Below are 17,168 nucleotides of genomic sequence, written 5' to 3' on the forward strand. Positions count from 1 at the left end.
AGGCTGACTCAGTTTTTCTTTAACCAGCCAGCAAACAGACGGGTCACGATGGGCATCCAGAACCAGACCACCAGCGCGACCACACAGGCATCATTGATCAAATGCAGTAACAGACTTCCCTTCAGCGAGGGCAATAGCATTCCGGTTACCGTGGGCACCAGATTGGTACTGGGGAAAATCACCAGCAGGGTGATTAAAAATTGCTTCCAGCGCAGCGGCTGGCGCACGTTGGCAGTCGGTGGCGTAAACCAAAAGGCCGGTTCGGTGCGAACTTCGGTCCGGTCGCCTTCGCTCAGCAGTGGTGCGATTTCCGCCACCAGCTCGCGACGCGTTTCTGACTGCGTCCAGGCGTAAAGATGCTCAATGGTGTCAAAGCGAATGATAACGCTCCATAAATTCTGCCCGGCGGCCGGGCGAATCACGTTGGCGCCAAGATGTCCGGGAAACTCCGCCGCAATCGGCATAATTTTACCCAGCCACTCTTCATAACGTTGGCCATGTTCGGGGTCGAGTACATGACTGATAACCAGGGTCACCGATTTCTGCTGCGCCATTAAGAGTTCCTTGCTTCAGGGTAATGACGGGATTTACCCCGCCATCAGCCATAAATGACAATACACAAAATCATTCATGCTGCATCGAGGCAGCAAGGTTGTACGTCCCCGGGAGCTGACATAAGTCAGTGACCGGGGCGGGCAAACGAAGCCAACAAAGAGGCAGCTTGAAGGATGAAGTGTATTTAAGCTTGACGCTCCGGCGCGCCATGCACCATGGTATACGCGTAATCCACGCCCATTCCGTAAGCGCCGCTGTGCTCACGCACCAGGTCCATCACTGCGTCATAGGTCTCTTTACGTGACCAGTCGCGCTGATACTCAAGCAGCACCTGCTGCCAGGTCACCGGCACCGCACCGGCCTGAACCATACGATCAATTGAGCGTTCGTGGGCGTCAACCGAGGTGCCGCCGGACGTATCGGTCACCACATAAACTTCATATCCTTCATCCAGCGCCATCAGCGCCGGGAAGGTCAGGCACACTTCGGTCCACAAAGCGGAGATAATCAATTTTTTACGCCCGGTCGCTTTTACCGCCGCCACAAAGGCCGCATCTTCCCAGGAGTTCATCGACGTGCGTTCAATGGGTTTCACATCAGGATGTACCGCCAGCAGTTCTGGCCAGATATAGCCGCTGAAACTTTTAGTTTCTACTGAAGTATAAATCACCGGAACATTAAAAATTTTCCCAGCTTTGGCTAGAGCCACCGTATTATTTTTCAGCGTCTGGCGATCAATATTAGCCACGCCAAAAGACATTTGCGGCTGGTGGTCAATAAAAATGAGGGCAGAGTTAGAGGGATCGATCAGTTCACGAATAGACATAACATATCCTGTTAATCAATGAGTTAAAAAGATACTACCGTAGCCGTTGTGCTGTCTGGATCCTGACTGATAAAGCATGGTGAGTATAGTCAGTAATTTCTAACGAGTTATTAAAGTTTTTTTTCTAATTTATTTCTGAAGAAAAAGTTATGGCTATTAAATTATCCATCACAATATTAATGAATTTATGTTTATACCCGTCATACTTCAAGCTGCTTATGTGTTGGCTGCGCTCGCTCACCCCGGTCACATAGTCATCTATGCTCCCGGGGACTCACTCCCTTGCCGCCTTTAAGCAACTCGAATTATTTTGGGTATATCAAAATTTTACGCTTAACTGTTCTAAATTATTCACTGGAATTGAATATCAGCCTTCGGTAAAACGTAGAGACTATTTTTTGTTGGAATTTGACTCATGCGTTTAAACCTTGATGTCCTGCTGATTCTCGACGCGCTGGACAGACATGGCTCTTTTGCCACCGCCGCCGAGTCGCTCTTTAAGACCCCCGCCGCGCTGAGCTACATGATCCAAAAACTGGAGAACGATCTGAACATTACCTTGCTGGATCGCTCCGGACATCGGGCTAAATTTACCGATACTGGCAGAATGATGCTGGAGAAGGGGCGATTGTTGCTGAATGCTGCCAAAGATCTGGAAAAGCAGGCGGTTCAGCTCAGCGCCGGTTGGGAGCGGGATCTGGCCATCGCGTTGGATGACTCTTTCCCTTTTAATGCGCTGTTACCGCTGATCGACGAGTTCTACTCGCTGCATCCGCAAACCCGGCTTAACTTTACCCATCATACTCTCGCCGGTTCATGGGAAGAACTCACCCACAACGGGGCGGATATTATTCTCGGGGCGATTAATGAACCGCCAACGTCTGCCGAATGGTCGTGGAAAATGCTCGGCACAATGGACAATATTTTCGTCGTTGCGCCGGAGCATCCACTGGCGCAAACCACCCAACCGCTGACCAACAAACAGCTGAGCCTGCATCGCGCGGTGGTGATCAGCGACAGCGCACGCAACTGCCATCCACTTAACAGCAATCTGCTTGATGAACAGCCGCAAATTCGCGTCGATAGCTTCGCCAGCAAAGTGGAATTATTACGCGCCGGGCTGGGCTGCGGCTTTTTACCGCGCCATATCGCCCGTCAGTGGCTGGAAAGCGGCGAGCTGGTGGAAAAGCCTGTCACGTCGTTTCGTGAGAAAGATATTACCTATATGGCCTGGCGTAGCGGGAATGACGGGCTGGCCCAGCGCTGGTGGCGTGAGGCCATTCTCCAGGACGAAAGACTGAGCCAGCTCTATCATTAACGGCTAAACCACACGTTGGCCGAGATAGCGGGTAGCGTCAGCACACCGTCGTGCAGCGCCCCGACTCCCTCTTTCAACTGCCAGCCGTTAACATCAAGCAGCGGTGAATCCTCAATAACAACCTCGCAGGCTTCGCCGCGGTTAATCGCCACCAGCACCCGCTGCTGCTTATAGACACGCGCGAACACTACCACGTTCTCTTCGGCATAAATCACCTGGCAGCCGCCGTAGCGCAGCGCCTGATTAGCCTTACGCAGCTTGCTCATACGCTTATACAAGCCGAGCAGACAGCCATCCTGCAATGCCGGATCCCACGGGAACGGCTTACGGCAGAACGGATCGTTATTGCCATCCACGCCGACTTCATCACCGTAATAAATGCACGGTACGCCCGGCCAGCTAAACAGCCATACCACCGCCAGCGGCAGACGCGCCACATCCTTGCCCAAAAGTGACTTAAAGCGGGCGGTATCATGGCTATCAAGCTGGTTGAACATCCGCAACTGCTGCTGATGCGACAGCCCGGCGCGATAGTTATCCATCCACGACATGCAGGTTTGCGCATCGATTTTCTGCGGATCGTAGGAAATGTCGGTATTGGCAAGGAAGCCCCACAGCGGGAAGGTAAACCCGCGGTAGTTCATCGCCGAATCTTCAACGTCGGCCTGTAGCCACTGGCGCGCATCGCCGAAATGCTCACCAAACACAAAGGATTCCGGCTGCTCTTGCTTCGCCGCATGGGTGATGCCGGCAATATGGCGCAGGTTATTACGCGCCCCGCCGCCTTCCCCCAGCATATGCACCACGTCCAGCCGCCAGCCGTCCATGCTCCACGGCGCTTTCAGCCAGTGGCGCACTACGCTATCTTCTCCGGCATAGATTTCATTGACCAGGGTCTCTGAGCGGTAATCCAGCTTCGGCAGGCTGGAATATCCCAGCCAATCATGGGCCACGCCCTCCGGAGAGAAGTTATACCAGTCGCGCCACGGCGAATCGGCATTATGGCAGGCACCACCGCTACCGCGCTGATGGCGATCAAACCAGGCGTGCGAATCACCGCTGTGGTTGAATACGCCATCAAGGATCAGACGCATTCCCTCTTTTTGCGTATTGTGGCGCAGGCGCAGCAGCGCCGCATCGCCGCCAAACTGCGGGTCAACGCGCCGGTAATCTTCGGTGTCGTATTTATGCACGCTGGGGGCAACAAAGACCGGGTTCAAATACAGAGCCGTGACGCCAAGCTGCTTCAGGTACGGCAGCTTTTCGCTGATACCATCCAGATCGCCGCCATAAAAGGTGGAGCCGCCCGCCTCGCCGGTGAGCGGTTCATCCCACTCTTTACGCACGATGTCGTGACCGGCTGCGTGATGATAGTAAACCTTGTCCTGTTCAGCCTCGCGCGACTGGCTGCGGGCAAAACGGTCGGGGAAAATCTGGTAAAACACCTGGTCGGCCACCCACTGCGGTCCGCTGTCCGGAACATCGACGGCAAACTGCTCCAGCCGCGCTGGTGGGAATCGATTAAAACCCTGCGGCGTGAACCAAAGCTGACGGTCGGCCCACAGCAGCTTGAAGCTATAGCGCCGACGCGGCTGCCCGTTGACGAGGTTGATTTCCCCGCGCCACGCTACCACGCCTGGATGCGGCTCCTGCCGCAGACGGTGCATCGGCAGCGAAAGCTCTTCGTTGTCCTCCTCCGCACGCAACGTCACCCGCGGCGGCAGATCGTCGCCGCTTAGCCATAATGTAATAAACAGTCGTTCCTGCTGTTCCTTAATAAACGGAGCAACCGGGAGGTGCCATGCCTTCAACATCGTTATTCCTCTCTTTGCAGAATGGGCACACCTTGCCACAGCGTACAGGCGTATGACTCATCATCGGCAGAATTATTGGGGGAGGATGGCGGGGGTGGAGGGATCTCTTGCCGGATAGCCTGAGCGTATCCGGCAAGGAGAGAACAAAATGGCTACGCCTTCGCCAGCTTACGGTCGCGACGAGTTTTAAACTGCCAGCCCACCAGCAGCAGGATAATCCACGCAAAACCGACGTACAGCGAGATGCGGGTATCCGGATGATAACCAATCAGACCAATAATAAAGACGAGGAATATCAGCCCAATAACCGTCGTCGTTACCCCGCCCGGCACCTTAAACTTCAGCGCCTGCGCCTCTTGCGGCGGCAGACGGCGGCGGAAGGCAATCTGCGACAGTAGGATCATAATCCACACCCACACCGTGGCGAAGGTGGCCAACGAGGCAATCACCAGGAAGACGTTCTCTGGCATGATGTAGTTAAGATAGACCGCAAACAGCAGCGCAATGGTCATCACCATTACCGTCACCCACGGCACCCCACGGCGCGACGTTTTGGCGAACATTTTCGGCGCGCTGCCCTGCTCCGCCATACCGTGCAGCATCCGCCCCACGCCAAAGACGTCAGAGTTAATCGCCGACAGCGAAGCGGTCAGCACCACAAAGTTCAGGATGCTGGCGGCAAAGGTGATACCCAAATGCTGGAAGGTTAAGACAAACGGGCTACCGTTCGTTCCAACCTGATTCCACGGGTAGATAGACATAATCACGAACAGCGTGCCGACGTAAAACACCAGGATACGCATCGGGACCGAGTTAATGGCCCGAGGAATAGATTTCTCCGGGTCTTCCGCTTCACCGGCGGTAATACCGATGATTTCAATCCCGCCGTAGGCGAACATCACCATCTGCAACGACATCACCATCCCCAGCCAGCCGTTGCTGAAGAAACCGCCGTTGCTCCATAGATTATGGATGCCGGTCGGCTGGCCGCCGTTACCAATACCCCAGATAATGATGCCGAAACCGGCCAGAATCATGATGATAATAGTGGCGACTTTGAAGAAGGAGAACCAGAACTCCAGCTCGCCGAAGACCTTCACGCTCATCAGGTTGACGGCGCAGATGATCAACACCACGCTGAGCACCCAAATCCAGTGCGGCACCGCCGGGAACCAGACGCCCATATAGATGCCGAAGGCTGTTACATCGGCGATGGCGACGATCAGGATTTCAAAACAGTAGGTCCAGCCGGTGATGTAACCCGCCAGCGGGCCAAGGTAGTCCTGCGCGTAGCGTGAGAACGAGCTGGCGGCAGGGTTATGCACCGACATCTCGCCCAACGCGCGCATAATAATGTACGCCGCGACGCCGCCGATAATATAAGCCAGCAGGACGCTCGGCCCCGCCATTTTAATCGCGTCAGCCGAGCCATAGAAAAGCCCGGTACCGATTGCCGAACCAAGAGCCATAAAACGAATATGCCGGGTACTTAGCCCACGCTTAAGCTTGTTACTACTTTCCATCGTGTTCCATGCCGTTTGTCTCCCTCTGGCCTTTGCGGGGGCAAAGTTCAAAAGGAGCATATACCCTAAATAATTCGAGTTGCTTGAAGGCGGCAAGGGAGCGAATCCCCAGGAGCATAGATGACTATGTGACTGGGGGAGCGAGCGTAGCCAACGCACAAGCAACTTGAAGTATGACAGGTAGAACCAAAAAACAAAAAACCACGGGAAGTTAAATCCCGTGGTTAAGCACTTAAATTTTCGACGTCGTTTAGTGTGCGCCGGATGTCACCTGACGTCCTACGGCACGATCCCAAACAACCGCCAGAATCAGCATTACTGCGGTCGGCATCAGCCAGGCCAGCCCCTGTTCTGCCAGCGGCAGACGCGCGGTCCAGGATGGCATAAAGTCGGCAAACGGTGACGCTTTCACGCCATCAATAATACCAAACATCAGGCTGATAAACATGGCCGGGGCAATAACGCGGGACGAATTATGCCACCAACCGCGGGTAAAGCTTAATACAACCAGTGCGATACACGGCGGGTAGATTGCCGTCAGCACCGGAATTGAAATCTGAATCAGGTGGCTCAGCCCCAGATTGGAGACTGCCATCGAGAACAGGCCGAGGATAAACACCAGCGTGCGATAAGAGAACGGCAGGTACTGGGCGAAAAACTCCGCGCAGGCGCAGGTCAAGCCCACCGCCGTAACCAGACAGGCGATAAAGATCAGCGCCGCCAGCAGGAAACTTCCCGCGCCGCCGAAGGTGTGCTGTACGTAAGCGTGCAGAATCGCCGCGCCGTTGGCGGATTGCTCGACCAGCGTGCCGCTATCGGAACCGAGGCGGAACAGCGCCAGATACAACAGCGTCAGGCCAACACCAGCCATCAGGCCAGCCCAGACGGTGTAGCGGGTCAACAGACGGGCTTCTGTCACGCCACGGGAACGCGCGGCGTTGACAATCACGATACCAAAGACCATCGCCCCGAGGGTATCCATGGTCAGGTAACCGTTAACGAAGCCGTTAGAAAACGGTGCGGTGCGATAGGCTTCCATCGCGTGACTCAGCGGGCCGGCAGGCCAGACAATCGCCGCAACGGAGAGAATAACCAGCGCAATGATTTTCAGCGGCGCGAGGAAATTCCCCACCGTATCCAGCAGTTTGCCCGGGTAGAGCGAAACGAGGATCACCAGTGCAAAATAGATAACGCTGTAAATCAGCAGCGGCAGCGGGCCATCACCGGTCAGCGGAGCAATCCCCACTTCAAAGGAGACGGTGGCGGTACGCGGAGTGGCGAACAGCGGCCCCACAGCCAGATAGCAGACCACGGCCAGCAGGATACCGGCGACTTTACCAATCGGCGTGCTCAGGCTTTCTACGCCGCCGCCGACTTTCGCCAATGCCACGACCGTTAGCACCGGTAAACCCACGGCGGTAATCAGAAAGCCAATAGCCGCGGTCCAGACGTGTTCACCAGCCTGTAAGCCAACCATCGGAGGGAAGATAATATTGCCTGCGCCGACGAACAGCGCGAAGGTCATAAAGCCCAACGCAACGATGTCGCGAGATTTTAACTGATGGGTCATAAATTCATTACTGCCTGTGGATGTGGTGTTGTAAAAACGGATAAATACCGCGCCTTCCCTTAGGGGATGATACAGCGGCCATTGTCAGTAAACTCAGCGGGATATGCTCCCAAAGCGGCGTGGAAAAGAATTGTTTTTTGAATTACCACGCAAAAACAGTCTGTCTGCGACCGTAGGGGGGCAATTTAAACGCTTATAACGTTTTAAAGCAAGGAGGGATCGTAAAAGCAGATGATTATGCTAACTCTATTTTCATAGCCAGAATGATTGACCTGACTGATGGAAAACATGTGGCTTATCATGCGAACAAAAAAGCAGCGAACGTTCGTTAATTACGCAAAACGAAATTGACTGCAAATGAAAATGACCAGCCGAAGCTGGTCATTGGCAACTAATGCTGACAGGACAGGAACTAGGGCTCATTTTTGGCAATTAAACGTTCCGGCAGCAAGAAGCTAAAACGCGTCCCTTTGCCCAGCGTGCTTTCAATTTCAAGACGACTGTCGTGATGACTGATCGCGTGTTTAACAATCGCCAGCCCCAAACCGCTGCCGCCGGTTTGCCGCGATCGTGCCTTATCAACACGGTAGAAACGTTCGGTCAGGCGCGGAATATGCTCCGGAGAAATTCCCGGCCCGTTATCCTCGACGCTAAACAACGCGCCGTGAGATGCCCGCTTCCAGCTCACGGTGATTTCCGTTCCCGCCGGAGTATGATTGACCGCGTTATACACCAGGTTGGAAATCGCGCTACGCAGTTGTTCTTCATTCCCCAACACTTTCAGCGACTCATCGACGGAAAAATGCAGAACATGCTTCTGCTGACTCAGGGTTTGCGCCTCGCGCTCCACCACCCGCAGCATCATCGGCACATCGATTCTATCGTTCATCGCCAGTACCGGCGCGGCCTCTATTCGTGACAGCGTCAGCAGTTGTTTAACCAGGCCTTCCATACGCTGGGTTTGCTCACGCATGGTGTGTAACGCTTTCTCGCGCGTGCCCCCTTCCAGTATCTGCTCCTGCATCATCTCCAGATACCCCTGCAACACCGTCAGCGGGGTTCGCAGCTCGTGGCTGACGTTGGCAAAGAAGTTACGTCGCGCCCCTTCGAGCTGATGCATCTGCGTAACATCACGCGCCACCATCAGCAGCTGTTTGTCGCTGTAGGGCATCACGCGAATTTCCAGATGCCTGGCATTATTCAACACCAGATTCAACGGCTTCGAGAAATCACGATATTTCAGGTAGTTGGCAAATTCCGGGTAGCGCAGCAGGTTAAGGATGTTCTGTCCGTTATCGTCCGGCCAGCGCAGATTAAGCGTCTGCTGGGCCAGGCCATTACACCAGAACATCACGCCCTCTTCGGTAGTTAAAACCACCGCATCAGGGAGAGATTCTGCACCGCTGCGAAAACGCTTTATAAGACTACCCAGCTCGCGACGGCGCTTTTTATTACGCATCTGCATCTGATGCAGGCCGTACAACAGCGGTTCCCAACTGCCGCTGCCCGGCGGTGGCGTCATGCTGCGGTCAACCCACAGCCACCACGACAGACGCATAAGATTCCAGAAATGCCAAATAAGAAGACCCGTCACCGCCGCCAGCAAAAACCACGGCAGGTGACCAAAAATCGCCCCGAGGATCAGGGCCGGGATACAACACAAGAAAAGCTCAAGCGCCAGCCTTTTCCATGACAGCCGTTCCAGCACGGTTCACACTCCTGTCGAGATTCAGAAACGGGCGGAGAAACGATATCCCGTGCCGCGAACCGTTTGTACCATCCGGTCATGGCCGCTATGTTCCAGCGCTTTACGCAGGCGGCGAATATGTACATCCACCGTTCTGTCTTCTACATATACGTTAGTTCCCCAAACGTGGTTGAGCAGCTGTTCGCGGCTATAAACACGCTCCGGGTGGGTCATAAAGAAGTGTAATAATTTAAACTCGGTCGGCCCCATATCCAGCGGGTTTTCACCAGTCATGACGCGATGAGAAGAAGGGTCGAGGCTCAGTCCCTGCATTTCAATCACCTCTTCCACCGCCATCGGCGAAATGCGTCGCATCACGGCTTTAATTCGCGCCACCAGCTCTTTCGGAGAGAATGGCTTGGTGATGTAATCATCCGCGCCGGTTTCCAGGCCGCGAACGCGATCTTCCTCTTCACCACGGGCGGTCAACATCACCACCGGAATCTCGCGGGTCATCGCTTCGCGCTTGAGCTGTTTAATAAACTGTAAACCTGAGCCACCCGGTAGCATCCAGTCGAGCAGGATCAAATCAGGCCAGGGTTCATTGAGTTGATTGACCGCGCTGTCAAAATCTTCCGCCTCGATGGGCTGAAAGCCGTTTTGCTCCAGAACAAAGCAGACCATTTCGCGGATTGGAGCTTCATCTTCAACGACCAGAATTCTTCTCGCCATTATTTACCCTGTATTTTTTAGCCATCAGTATAGAAGTGCGCGGCCATTATGCGTCAGATTTATGACAGATTTATGAAAAAAATGACGGGCAGATGAACAAGGGATTTTGAATTGTGACACGGACTTATCTCACTGAAGACCAGTGTTATAATGCCGCTTACGCTTTTTTCGCTACGGGACCACTATGCGCATCCTTCACACTTCTGACTGGCACCTTGGGCAAAATTTTTATAGCAAAAGCCGCGCCGCTGAGCATCAGGCGTTTCTCGACTGGCTGCTGACCAGCGCCCAGGAGCATGAGGTTGATGCCATTATTGTCGCGGGCGATATTTTTGATACTGGCTCCCCGCCGAGCTACGCGCGTGAGCTGTATAACCGGTTTGTCGTTCAGCTACAGCAGACCGGCTGCCAACTGGTGGTACTGGCGGGAAACCACGATTCGGTGGCGACCCTCAATGAATCGCGGGATATTCTCGCCTTCCTGAAAACCACGGTAGTCGCCAATGCCGGTCACGCTCCTTTTATTCTGCCCTTGCGTGATGGTTCAGCGGGGGCGATTTTTTGCCCTGTGCCGTTCCTGCGCCCGCGCGAGCTAGTGACCAGCCAGGCCGGTCACTCCAGCGGTGAAAAGCAGAAGCAGCTCCTCACCGCCATCAGCGACTACTACCAGCAGCAGTATCAGCAGGCCTGCGAACTGCGCGGCGACCGACCGCTGCCGATTATCGCCAGCGGTCATTTGACCACCGTCGGCGCCAGCAAAAGCGACGCGGTTCGCGAAATCTATATCGGCACCCTCGATGCCTTTCCGGCAAGCCACTTTCCCCCTGCCGATTACATCGCGCTTGGCCATATTCACCGGGCGCAAGTGGTGGGCGGCTGCGAGCATATTCGCTACAGCGGATCGCCCATCCCGCTGAGCTTTGACGAAACCGGGAAAAACAAAAGCGTCAACCTGGTGACCTTCACCAACGGATGTCTAACAGACGTCACGCCGCTCATCGTCCCCATTACCCAGCCGCTGGCGGTATTAAAGGGCGATTTCGCCAGCATCAGCGAGCAGTTGAATCAGTGGCAAGATAATAGCCAGCAACCCGCCGTCTGGCTGGATATTGAGATCACCAGCGACGAATATTTGCATGATATTCAACGCAAAATTCAGGCACAGACCGAAACGCTACCGGTAGAAGTGCTGCTGGTGCGCCGCAGCCGCGCCCAGCGCGAGCGCATTCTGGCGGGCGAGCGCCGGGAAACGCTCAGCGAACTGCAGGTCGAAGATGTGTTTGCCCGTCGCCTGGCGCTGGAAACCCTGGAAGAGTCGCAGCAACAGCGCCTGGAGCAGCTGTTTAACGAGACGCTGCATAGCCTGAACGATGAGGATCGTCTGTGAAAATCCTGAGCTTACGTCTGAAAAACCTCAACTCGCTAAAAGGCGAGTGGAAAATCGATTTCACCGCCGAGCCGTTCGCCAGCAACGGGCTGTTTGCCATTACCGGGCCGACCGGTGCCGGAAAAACCACCCTGCTCGACGCCATCTGTCTCGCGCTGTACCACGAAACCCCGCGTCTGAGCAGCGTGTCACAATCACAAAACGATCTAATGACCCGCGACACCGCAGAATGTCTGGCAGAAGTGGAGTTCGAGGTCAAAGGTATCGCCTACCGCGCCTTCTGGAGCCAGAACCGGGCAAGAAACCAGCCGGATGGTAATCTACAGGCCCCGCGCGTCGAACTGGCGCGCTGCGACGACGGCAAAATCCTCGCCGATAAAGTCAAAGATAAACTGGAAATGACCGCCACCCTCACCGGGCTGGATTATGGTCGCTTCACCCGCTCAATGCTGCTGTCGCAGGGGCAGTTCGCCGCCTTCCTCAACGCCAAACCCAAAGAGCGCGCCGAGCTGTTGGAAGAGCTAACCGGTACCGAAATTTACGGCCAGATTTCAGCACAGGTCTTTGAAAAGCATAAGCTTGCCCGCATCGAGCTGGAAAAACTTCAGGCCCAGGCTTCCGGCGTCCTGCTGCTGAGTGACGAGCAGCAGCTGGTTCTCCAGCAAAGTTTGCAAGTACTTACTGATGAAGAAAAACAGCAGGTTAGCGAGCAAACCTGCCTGCAAAACGCCCGCCAATGGCTGATGCGTCGTGAAGAGCTGACGGCAGAAAATCTGAAGGCCCAGGCCACGCTGCGCGAGGCGCAGTCTGCGCTCGAACAGGCGCAGCCGCAGCTGATCGCACTGCTCAATGCGCAGCCCGCCGAACACTTGCGCCCGCATTGGACGCGCCAGCAGGAACAAGCCGCCGCGCTGGCGCAAACCCGCCACCAGAGAGAAGAAGTAAATACTCGCTTACATGAACGGCTACGGCTGCGGGCAGGCATTCGTCTCGCCGCCAAGCAGCAGTCCGAACGCCTGCGCGCCCACCAGCACACGCTATCCGCATGGCTAAAAGAGCACGACCGCTATCAGCAGTGGGGAAATGCGCTGGCGGGCTGGCGGGCAGCGTTTCAACAGCAGGCCCGCGATGCGCAGCAGCAATCCACCCTGCAACAGCGCCTGACGGAAACGACCGGCAGGCTGGCTGAACTCCCTTGTACCACGCTAACGCTGGATGCCGAACAAGTGGGCCTCGAGTTGGCGCAGCACGCAAAGGCCCGGCCTCTGCGTCAGCAGCTTTCTTCTCTCTATAGCCAGCTACAACCGCTCAGCCAACGGTTATTACAGCTAAATGCCGCCGAACAGGCCAGCAAACAGGAACAGGAAAAGCTGGAAGCGACTCTGGCCCAGCGCCGACAGGCCTATAAAGAGAAGAATCAGCAGTTCAGCGATGTGAAAGCCCTGTGTGAAATGGAGGCGCGGATTGCCGGACTTGAGGCCGATCGCGCCCGTCTCCAGCCCGGCTCGCCGTGCCCGCTCTGCGGTTCCGAACAGCATCCGGCTATCGCCGAGTATCAGGCGCTGGTTCCCGGCGTAAACCAGGCGCGTCGTGATGCGCTAGAGCATGAAGTTAAACAGCTAGCAGAGGCCGGGGCACAGCTTCGCGGCGAGCTGGATGCGCTGCTTAAACAGCAGCAAAAAGAGACCGCCGAGAAAGCATCCCTTCTTCAACAGGAGCAAGCGCTCACATCACAATGGCAGGAGACGATCGCCGGATTAAATATCGACCTGAAGCCAAAGGATGATATTCCCGGCTGGCTGAATGCGCAGCAAGAGCATGAACAGCGGCTATATCAACACCAACAACGCTTGAACTGGCAGGCCCAGCAGCAGGAGTGCCAGCAGCAGCTGCAACAGCTTCAGCAAGAACAAGAGCAGCGCAGCGTCGCACTGGCGGCTGAGCTGAGCGCGTTTGCTCTGAGCTTACCCGCCCCGGACCAGGCTACGAACTGGTTAGCGCTGCGGGAAGAAGAGACCCGCAGCTGGCAAAACAAACAGAACGAAGCCACGGCTCTTCAGGAGCAGCTCCAGCAGTTGACGCCGCTACTGGAAGCGCTACCGGAAACCGAGCAACAGGCCGAGCCCGCGCCGATGGAAGGCTGGCGTCAGGTGCACGACGACTGCCTGGCGCTTCAGAGCCAGTGGCAAACGCTGGGGCAGCAGGAAAATCAGCAGCAAACTCAGCTAACTGAGACCGAAAAACAGTTCAGCGCCGCGCTGGCCGCCAGTCCGTTCGCCGACCAGCAGGCATTCCTTGCCGCACTGCTGGATGAAGAGACGCGCCAGCGCCTCGAACGGCTGAAGCAGATGCTGGAGAGCACGCTACAGCAGAACCAGGCGCTGGCGCTGCGGGCCCGCGAAACGCTGGATAGCCACAGTCAGCAACCGCCAGCAGAAACGGACATCAGCCAGCCGCTTGAGCAAGTACAGGAAAAACTCCAGCAACTGGCGTCGCGACTGCGCGAGAACAGTGCCCGTCAGGGCGAGATTCGCCAACAGCTGAAGCAGAATAGCGAAAACCAGCAGCGTCAGCAGGCGCTGCGTCAGGAGATGGAACGCGCGGCTCAGGAAGTGGAGGACTGGGCGTGGCTGAACTCGCTTATCGGCTCCAAAGAGGGCGATAAATTCCGTAAATTCGCCCAGGGGCTGACGCTGGATAATCTGGTGTGGCTGGCCAACCATCAGCTCAACCGCCTGCATGGTCGCTATCTGTTGCAACGTAAAGCCAGTGAGGCGCTGGAGCTGGAAGTGGTCGATACCTGGCAGGCAGACGCGGTGCGCGACACGCGAACCCTTTCCGGTGGCGAGAGCTTCCTCGTTAGCCTCGCGCTGGCGCTGGCGCTGTCCGACCTGGTGAGTCACAAAACGCGGATTGATTCGCTATTTCTTGATGAGGGATTCGGTACTCTGGATAGCGAAACCCTTGATACCGCGCTGGATGCGCTGGATGCGCTTAACGCCAGCGGCAAGGTCATCGGCGTGATTAGCCACGTCGAGGCGATGAAAGAGCGCATCCCGGTACAAATTAAAGTTAAAAAAATCAATGGGCTGGGTTATAGCCGCCTGGATAAAACCTTCGCCGTCGACTAGTTCTCCCCCATCAATATCCTCATAAAAGGCCCCTTCCTTCGGGGAGAGGCCGCATTTTGCCGTTCGGCGCATTACATACAACCATTCCATTCACGACTAATCTTGATATTGCACGAATCTGCATGATAGTTTATCTTAAAGCTCAATTATGACTGTTAATTATGTATTTCGCGCAAATTCGTGCATAAACAGTTTTGACTGACGGAAAGTGCCACAGGAAAGGAAACCTTCAACAGCACTCCCTTTCACGCATCAAGAAGGTCTTAAACATGAAAAGCTCTCTTATTTTGATCGCCGGCCCGGTACGCAGCGGCACCAATAATCGTCCGGAATTAATCGACGCTAACCTGAACAACATGGCGCAGGTTGCGCTAAGCGTTTACCAAAAAGGTCATATCCCCGTGGTCGGCGAATGGTTAGCTTTACCTGTTGCCAAAGCGGCAGGTTCAAAGGAGATTGGCGATGCGATTAGCGAGGAGTATCTCTATCCCGTCGCGCACCGTTTGATTAGCCGTTGTAACGCTATTTTGCGGATGCCGGGCGAATCCAAAGGGGCAGATCTGGATATTCAGGAAGGAGAAAAACTAGGGCTTACGATTTACTATGCTCTGGAAGAGATCCCGGACCTGTAAGCAACCAACATCCGTTGCGCAGCACCGACCGCGCAACGGGCTCATTATTTACAGCGGCCACAACCAGGCCGCGCCGCGCACGCCGCTGGAATCACCGTGCATTGCCTGGCGAATCGGCGTCTCGCACTCGCCGCCGAAGACCCAGAGTTTCAGCAGATTCGGCAGCGTTTGATACAACCGCTCGATATTGCTCATCCCCCCGCCCAGCACAATGACGTCCGGGTCGAGAATATTCACCACGTGAGCCAACGACTTCGCCAGCCGCATTTCATAGCGGCTCAGCGCCAGTTCAGCCATCGGATCCTGCTCATCGACGCGCAGCATAATCTCGCGGCCTTTCAGCGGATTACCGCTCAGCCGCTGATAATCGGTAGCAAAACCAGTACCGGAAATAAAGGTTTCGATACAGCCCTGCTTGCCGCAGTAGCACGGCACTTGCGCGCGATAGCGCAATTCGTCTTCATCCATCCACGGCAGCGGATTGTGCCCCCACTCGCCCGCCGTACCGTTACCACCAATATGGGCACGCCCATTTAGCGCCACGCCGGAACCGCAGCCGGTACCGATAATCACCGCAAATACCGTTTGCGCCCCGGCCGCCGCGCCGTCTACGGCTTCCGATACCGCCAGGCAGTTGGCATCATTCGCCAGACGCACTTCGCGATTCAGGCGCTGACTGAGATCTTTATCAAACGGCTGACCGTTGAGCCAGGTCGAGTTGGCATTTTTGACCACGCCGGTATAGGGCGAAATCGAGCCGGGGATCCCCATACCGACCGTGCCGCGCTGCCCCGTAGCCCGCTCAGCCATCTCTACCAGCGAGGCAATTGTCTCTATCGTCTGATGATAATCATCCCTTGGCGTAGGCAGGCGATGGCGAAATAGTTGCTCTCCCCGGTCGCTCAACGCGATAACTTCCGTTTTGGTCCCGCCTAAATCAATCCCAATGCGCACTGTAAATTCCTCTCCCCGATTAACAATGCAAGCATAGCGACAATTCGCTATCATGCCCGCTGGATTTAACGACAAAGCCGTGGAAATTATCATGCTGTGGTTCAAAAATTTAATGGTTTATCGTCTCAGCCGCGACATTTCCTTGCGTGCCGAGGAGATGGAAAAACAGCTGGCCGAGCTGACATTTACCCCGTGTGGCAGCCAGGATATGGCCAAAACTGGTTGGGTTTCGCCGATGGGATCGCACAGCAATGCGCTGACGCATACGGCAAATGGCCAGATAGTTATCTGCGCACGTAAAGAAGAAAAGATCCTGCCGTCGCCGGTGATCAAACAGGCGCTGGAAGCGAAGATCTTTAAGCTGGAAGCCGAGCAGGGCCGCAAGCTAAAGAAAACCGAGAAAGACTCGCTGAAAGACGAAGTGCTGCACTCTCTGCTGCCGCGCGCTTTCAGCCGTTTCAGCCAGACCATGATGTGGATAGATACCGTCAACGGGTTGATCATGGTGGACTGCGCCAGCGCCAAAAAAGCGGAAGATACGCTGGCGCTGCTGCGTAAAACCCTGGGCTCGCTGCCGGTCGTCCCGCTGGCGCTGGAAAACCCGATCGAGCTGACGCTCACCGAGTGGGTTCGTTCCGGTACCGTGGCTCAGGGCTTCCAGTTGCTGGATGAAGCCGAGCTGAAAGCAATGCTGGAAGATGGTGGCGTGATCCGCGCGAAGAAACAGGATCTGGTCAGCGACGAAATTGCCGTGCACATTGAAGCCGGTAAAGTAGTCACCAAGCTGGCTCTCGACTGGCAGCAGCGTATTCAGTTCCTGATGTGCGATGATGGTTCGATTAAACGCCTGAAGTTCTGTGATGAGTTGCGCGATCAGAATGAAGATATCGACCGGGAAGATTTCGCTCAGCGCTTTGATGCGGACTTTATTCTGATGACCGGCGAACTGGCCGCGCTCATTCAGAATCTGGTGGAAGGATTAGGCGGCGAAGCGCAGCGCTAACCTCACTCATTCCTTCCTGCCTGAGCAGGAAGGATA

General features: G+C 55.4%; 13 protein-coding genes. 5 read left to right on the plus strand and 8 right to left on the minus strand.

Features of this window, described 5'->3' with window-relative positions; all coding sequences use genetic code 11:
* Positions 1–8: 8 nt before the first annotated feature.
* On the minus strand, positions 9–554 hold the full coding sequence (locus ACMYSL_RS22545; RefSeq protein WP_182236687.1) for an antibiotic biosynthesis monooxygenase: 546 nt from the start codon (positions 552–554) through the stop codon (positions 9–11).
* A gap of 185 nt (positions 555–739) precedes the next feature.
* Positions 740–1,381 (minus strand): hydrolase, encoded by a 642-nt coding sequence (locus ACMYSL_RS22550; RefSeq protein WP_112214107.1) that lies wholly within the window; start codon positions 1,379–1,381, stop codon positions 740–742.
* A gap of 415 nt (positions 1,382–1,796) precedes the next feature.
* Between ACMYSL_RS22550 and ACMYSL_RS22555 the strand changes: the two genes are divergently transcribed.
* Positions 1,797–2,699, plus strand: a complete 903-nt coding sequence (locus tag ACMYSL_RS22555; protein ID WP_182236685.1) for a LysR family transcriptional regulator — start codon at positions 1,797–1,799, stop codon at positions 2,697–2,699.
* On the opposite strand, the gene malZ is transcribed toward ACMYSL_RS22555, so the two are convergent.
* From malZ to phoB, 5 genes are all read right to left on the minus strand, one after another.
* Positions 2,696–4,513 (minus strand): maltodextrin glucosidase, encoded by a 1,818-nt coding sequence (malZ, locus tag ACMYSL_RS22560; RefSeq protein WP_304256532.1) that lies wholly within the window; start codon positions 4,511–4,513, stop codon positions 2,696–2,698. The two genes, ACMYSL_RS22555 and malZ, sit on opposite strands and share 4 nt — an antisense overlap.
* Before the next feature lie 152 nt (positions 4,514–4,665).
* Positions 4,666–6,036, minus strand: a complete 1,371-nt coding sequence (proY, locus tag ACMYSL_RS22565) for a proline-specific permease ProY (protein WP_182236681.1) — start codon at positions 6,034–6,036, stop codon at positions 4,666–4,668.
* 250 nt (positions 6,037–6,286) lie between these two features.
* Positions 6,287–7,606 (minus strand): branched-chain amino acid transporter carrier protein BrnQ, encoded by a 1,320-nt coding sequence (gene brnQ / locus ACMYSL_RS22570; protein WP_182236679.1) that lies wholly within the window; start codon positions 7,604–7,606, stop codon positions 6,287–6,289.
* Positions 7,607–8,018: 412 nt separating this feature from the next.
* Positions 8,019–9,314: a phosphate regulon sensor histidine kinase PhoR gene (gene phoR, locus ACMYSL_RS22575; RefSeq protein ID WP_182236677.1), complete on the minus strand. Its 1,296-nt coding sequence runs from the start codon at positions 9,312–9,314 to the stop codon at positions 8,019–8,021.
* 21 nt (positions 9,315–9,335) lie between these two features.
* Positions 9,336–10,025: a phosphate response regulator transcription factor PhoB gene (phoB, locus tag ACMYSL_RS22580; protein ID WP_181483373.1), complete on the minus strand. Its 690-nt coding sequence runs from the start codon at positions 10,023–10,025 to the stop codon at positions 9,336–9,338.
* A 184-nt stretch (positions 10,026–10,209) separates the two neighbouring features.
* On the opposite strand from phoB, the gene sbcD reads away from it, so the two are divergent.
* The 3 genes from sbcD (at position 10,210) to ACMYSL_RS22595 (ending at position 15,175) form a co-directional block, all read left to right on the plus strand.
* Entirely contained in the window at positions 10,210–11,412 is a 1,203-nt protein-coding gene (sbcD, locus tag ACMYSL_RS22585; RefSeq protein ID WP_434659991.1) for an exonuclease subunit SbcD, read from the plus strand.
* Positions 11,409–14,543 carry an exonuclease subunit SbcC gene (sbcC, locus tag ACMYSL_RS22590; protein WP_434659992.1) on the plus strand — a complete coding sequence of 1,045 codons (3,135 nt, stop codon included), beginning with the start codon at positions 11,409–11,411 and terminating at the stop codon, positions 14,541–14,543. The genes sbcD and sbcC overlap by 4 nt, the downstream gene beginning before the upstream one ends.
* Before the next feature lie 269 nt (positions 14,544–14,812).
* On the plus strand, positions 14,813–15,175 hold the full coding sequence (locus tag ACMYSL_RS22595) for an NUDIX hydrolase (protein ID WP_182236670.1): 363 nt from the start codon (positions 14,813–14,815) through the stop codon (positions 15,173–15,175).
* 48 nt (positions 15,176–15,223) lie between these two features.
* On the opposite strand, the gene mak is transcribed toward ACMYSL_RS22595, so the two are convergent.
* Complete coding sequence (gene mak / locus ACMYSL_RS22600; RefSeq protein ID WP_434659993.1) at positions 15,224–16,129, minus strand: fructokinase; 906 nt, start codon at positions 16,127–16,129, stop codon at positions 15,224–15,226.
* A gap of 91 nt (positions 16,130–16,220) precedes the next feature.
* On the opposite strand from mak, the gene rdgC reads away from it, so the two are divergent.
* On the plus strand, positions 16,221–17,132 hold the full coding sequence (gene rdgC, locus ACMYSL_RS22605) for a recombination-associated protein RdgC (RefSeq protein ID WP_434659994.1): 912 nt from the start codon (positions 16,221–16,223) through the stop codon (positions 17,130–17,132).
* Positions 17,133–17,168 lie beyond the last annotated feature (36 nt).

This window comes from Klebsiella sp. MISC125 (assembly GCF_051131775.1).
In the GTDB taxonomy this organism is placed as follows: Bacteria; Pseudomonadota; Gammaproteobacteria; order Enterobacterales; family Enterobacteriaceae; genus Klebsiella.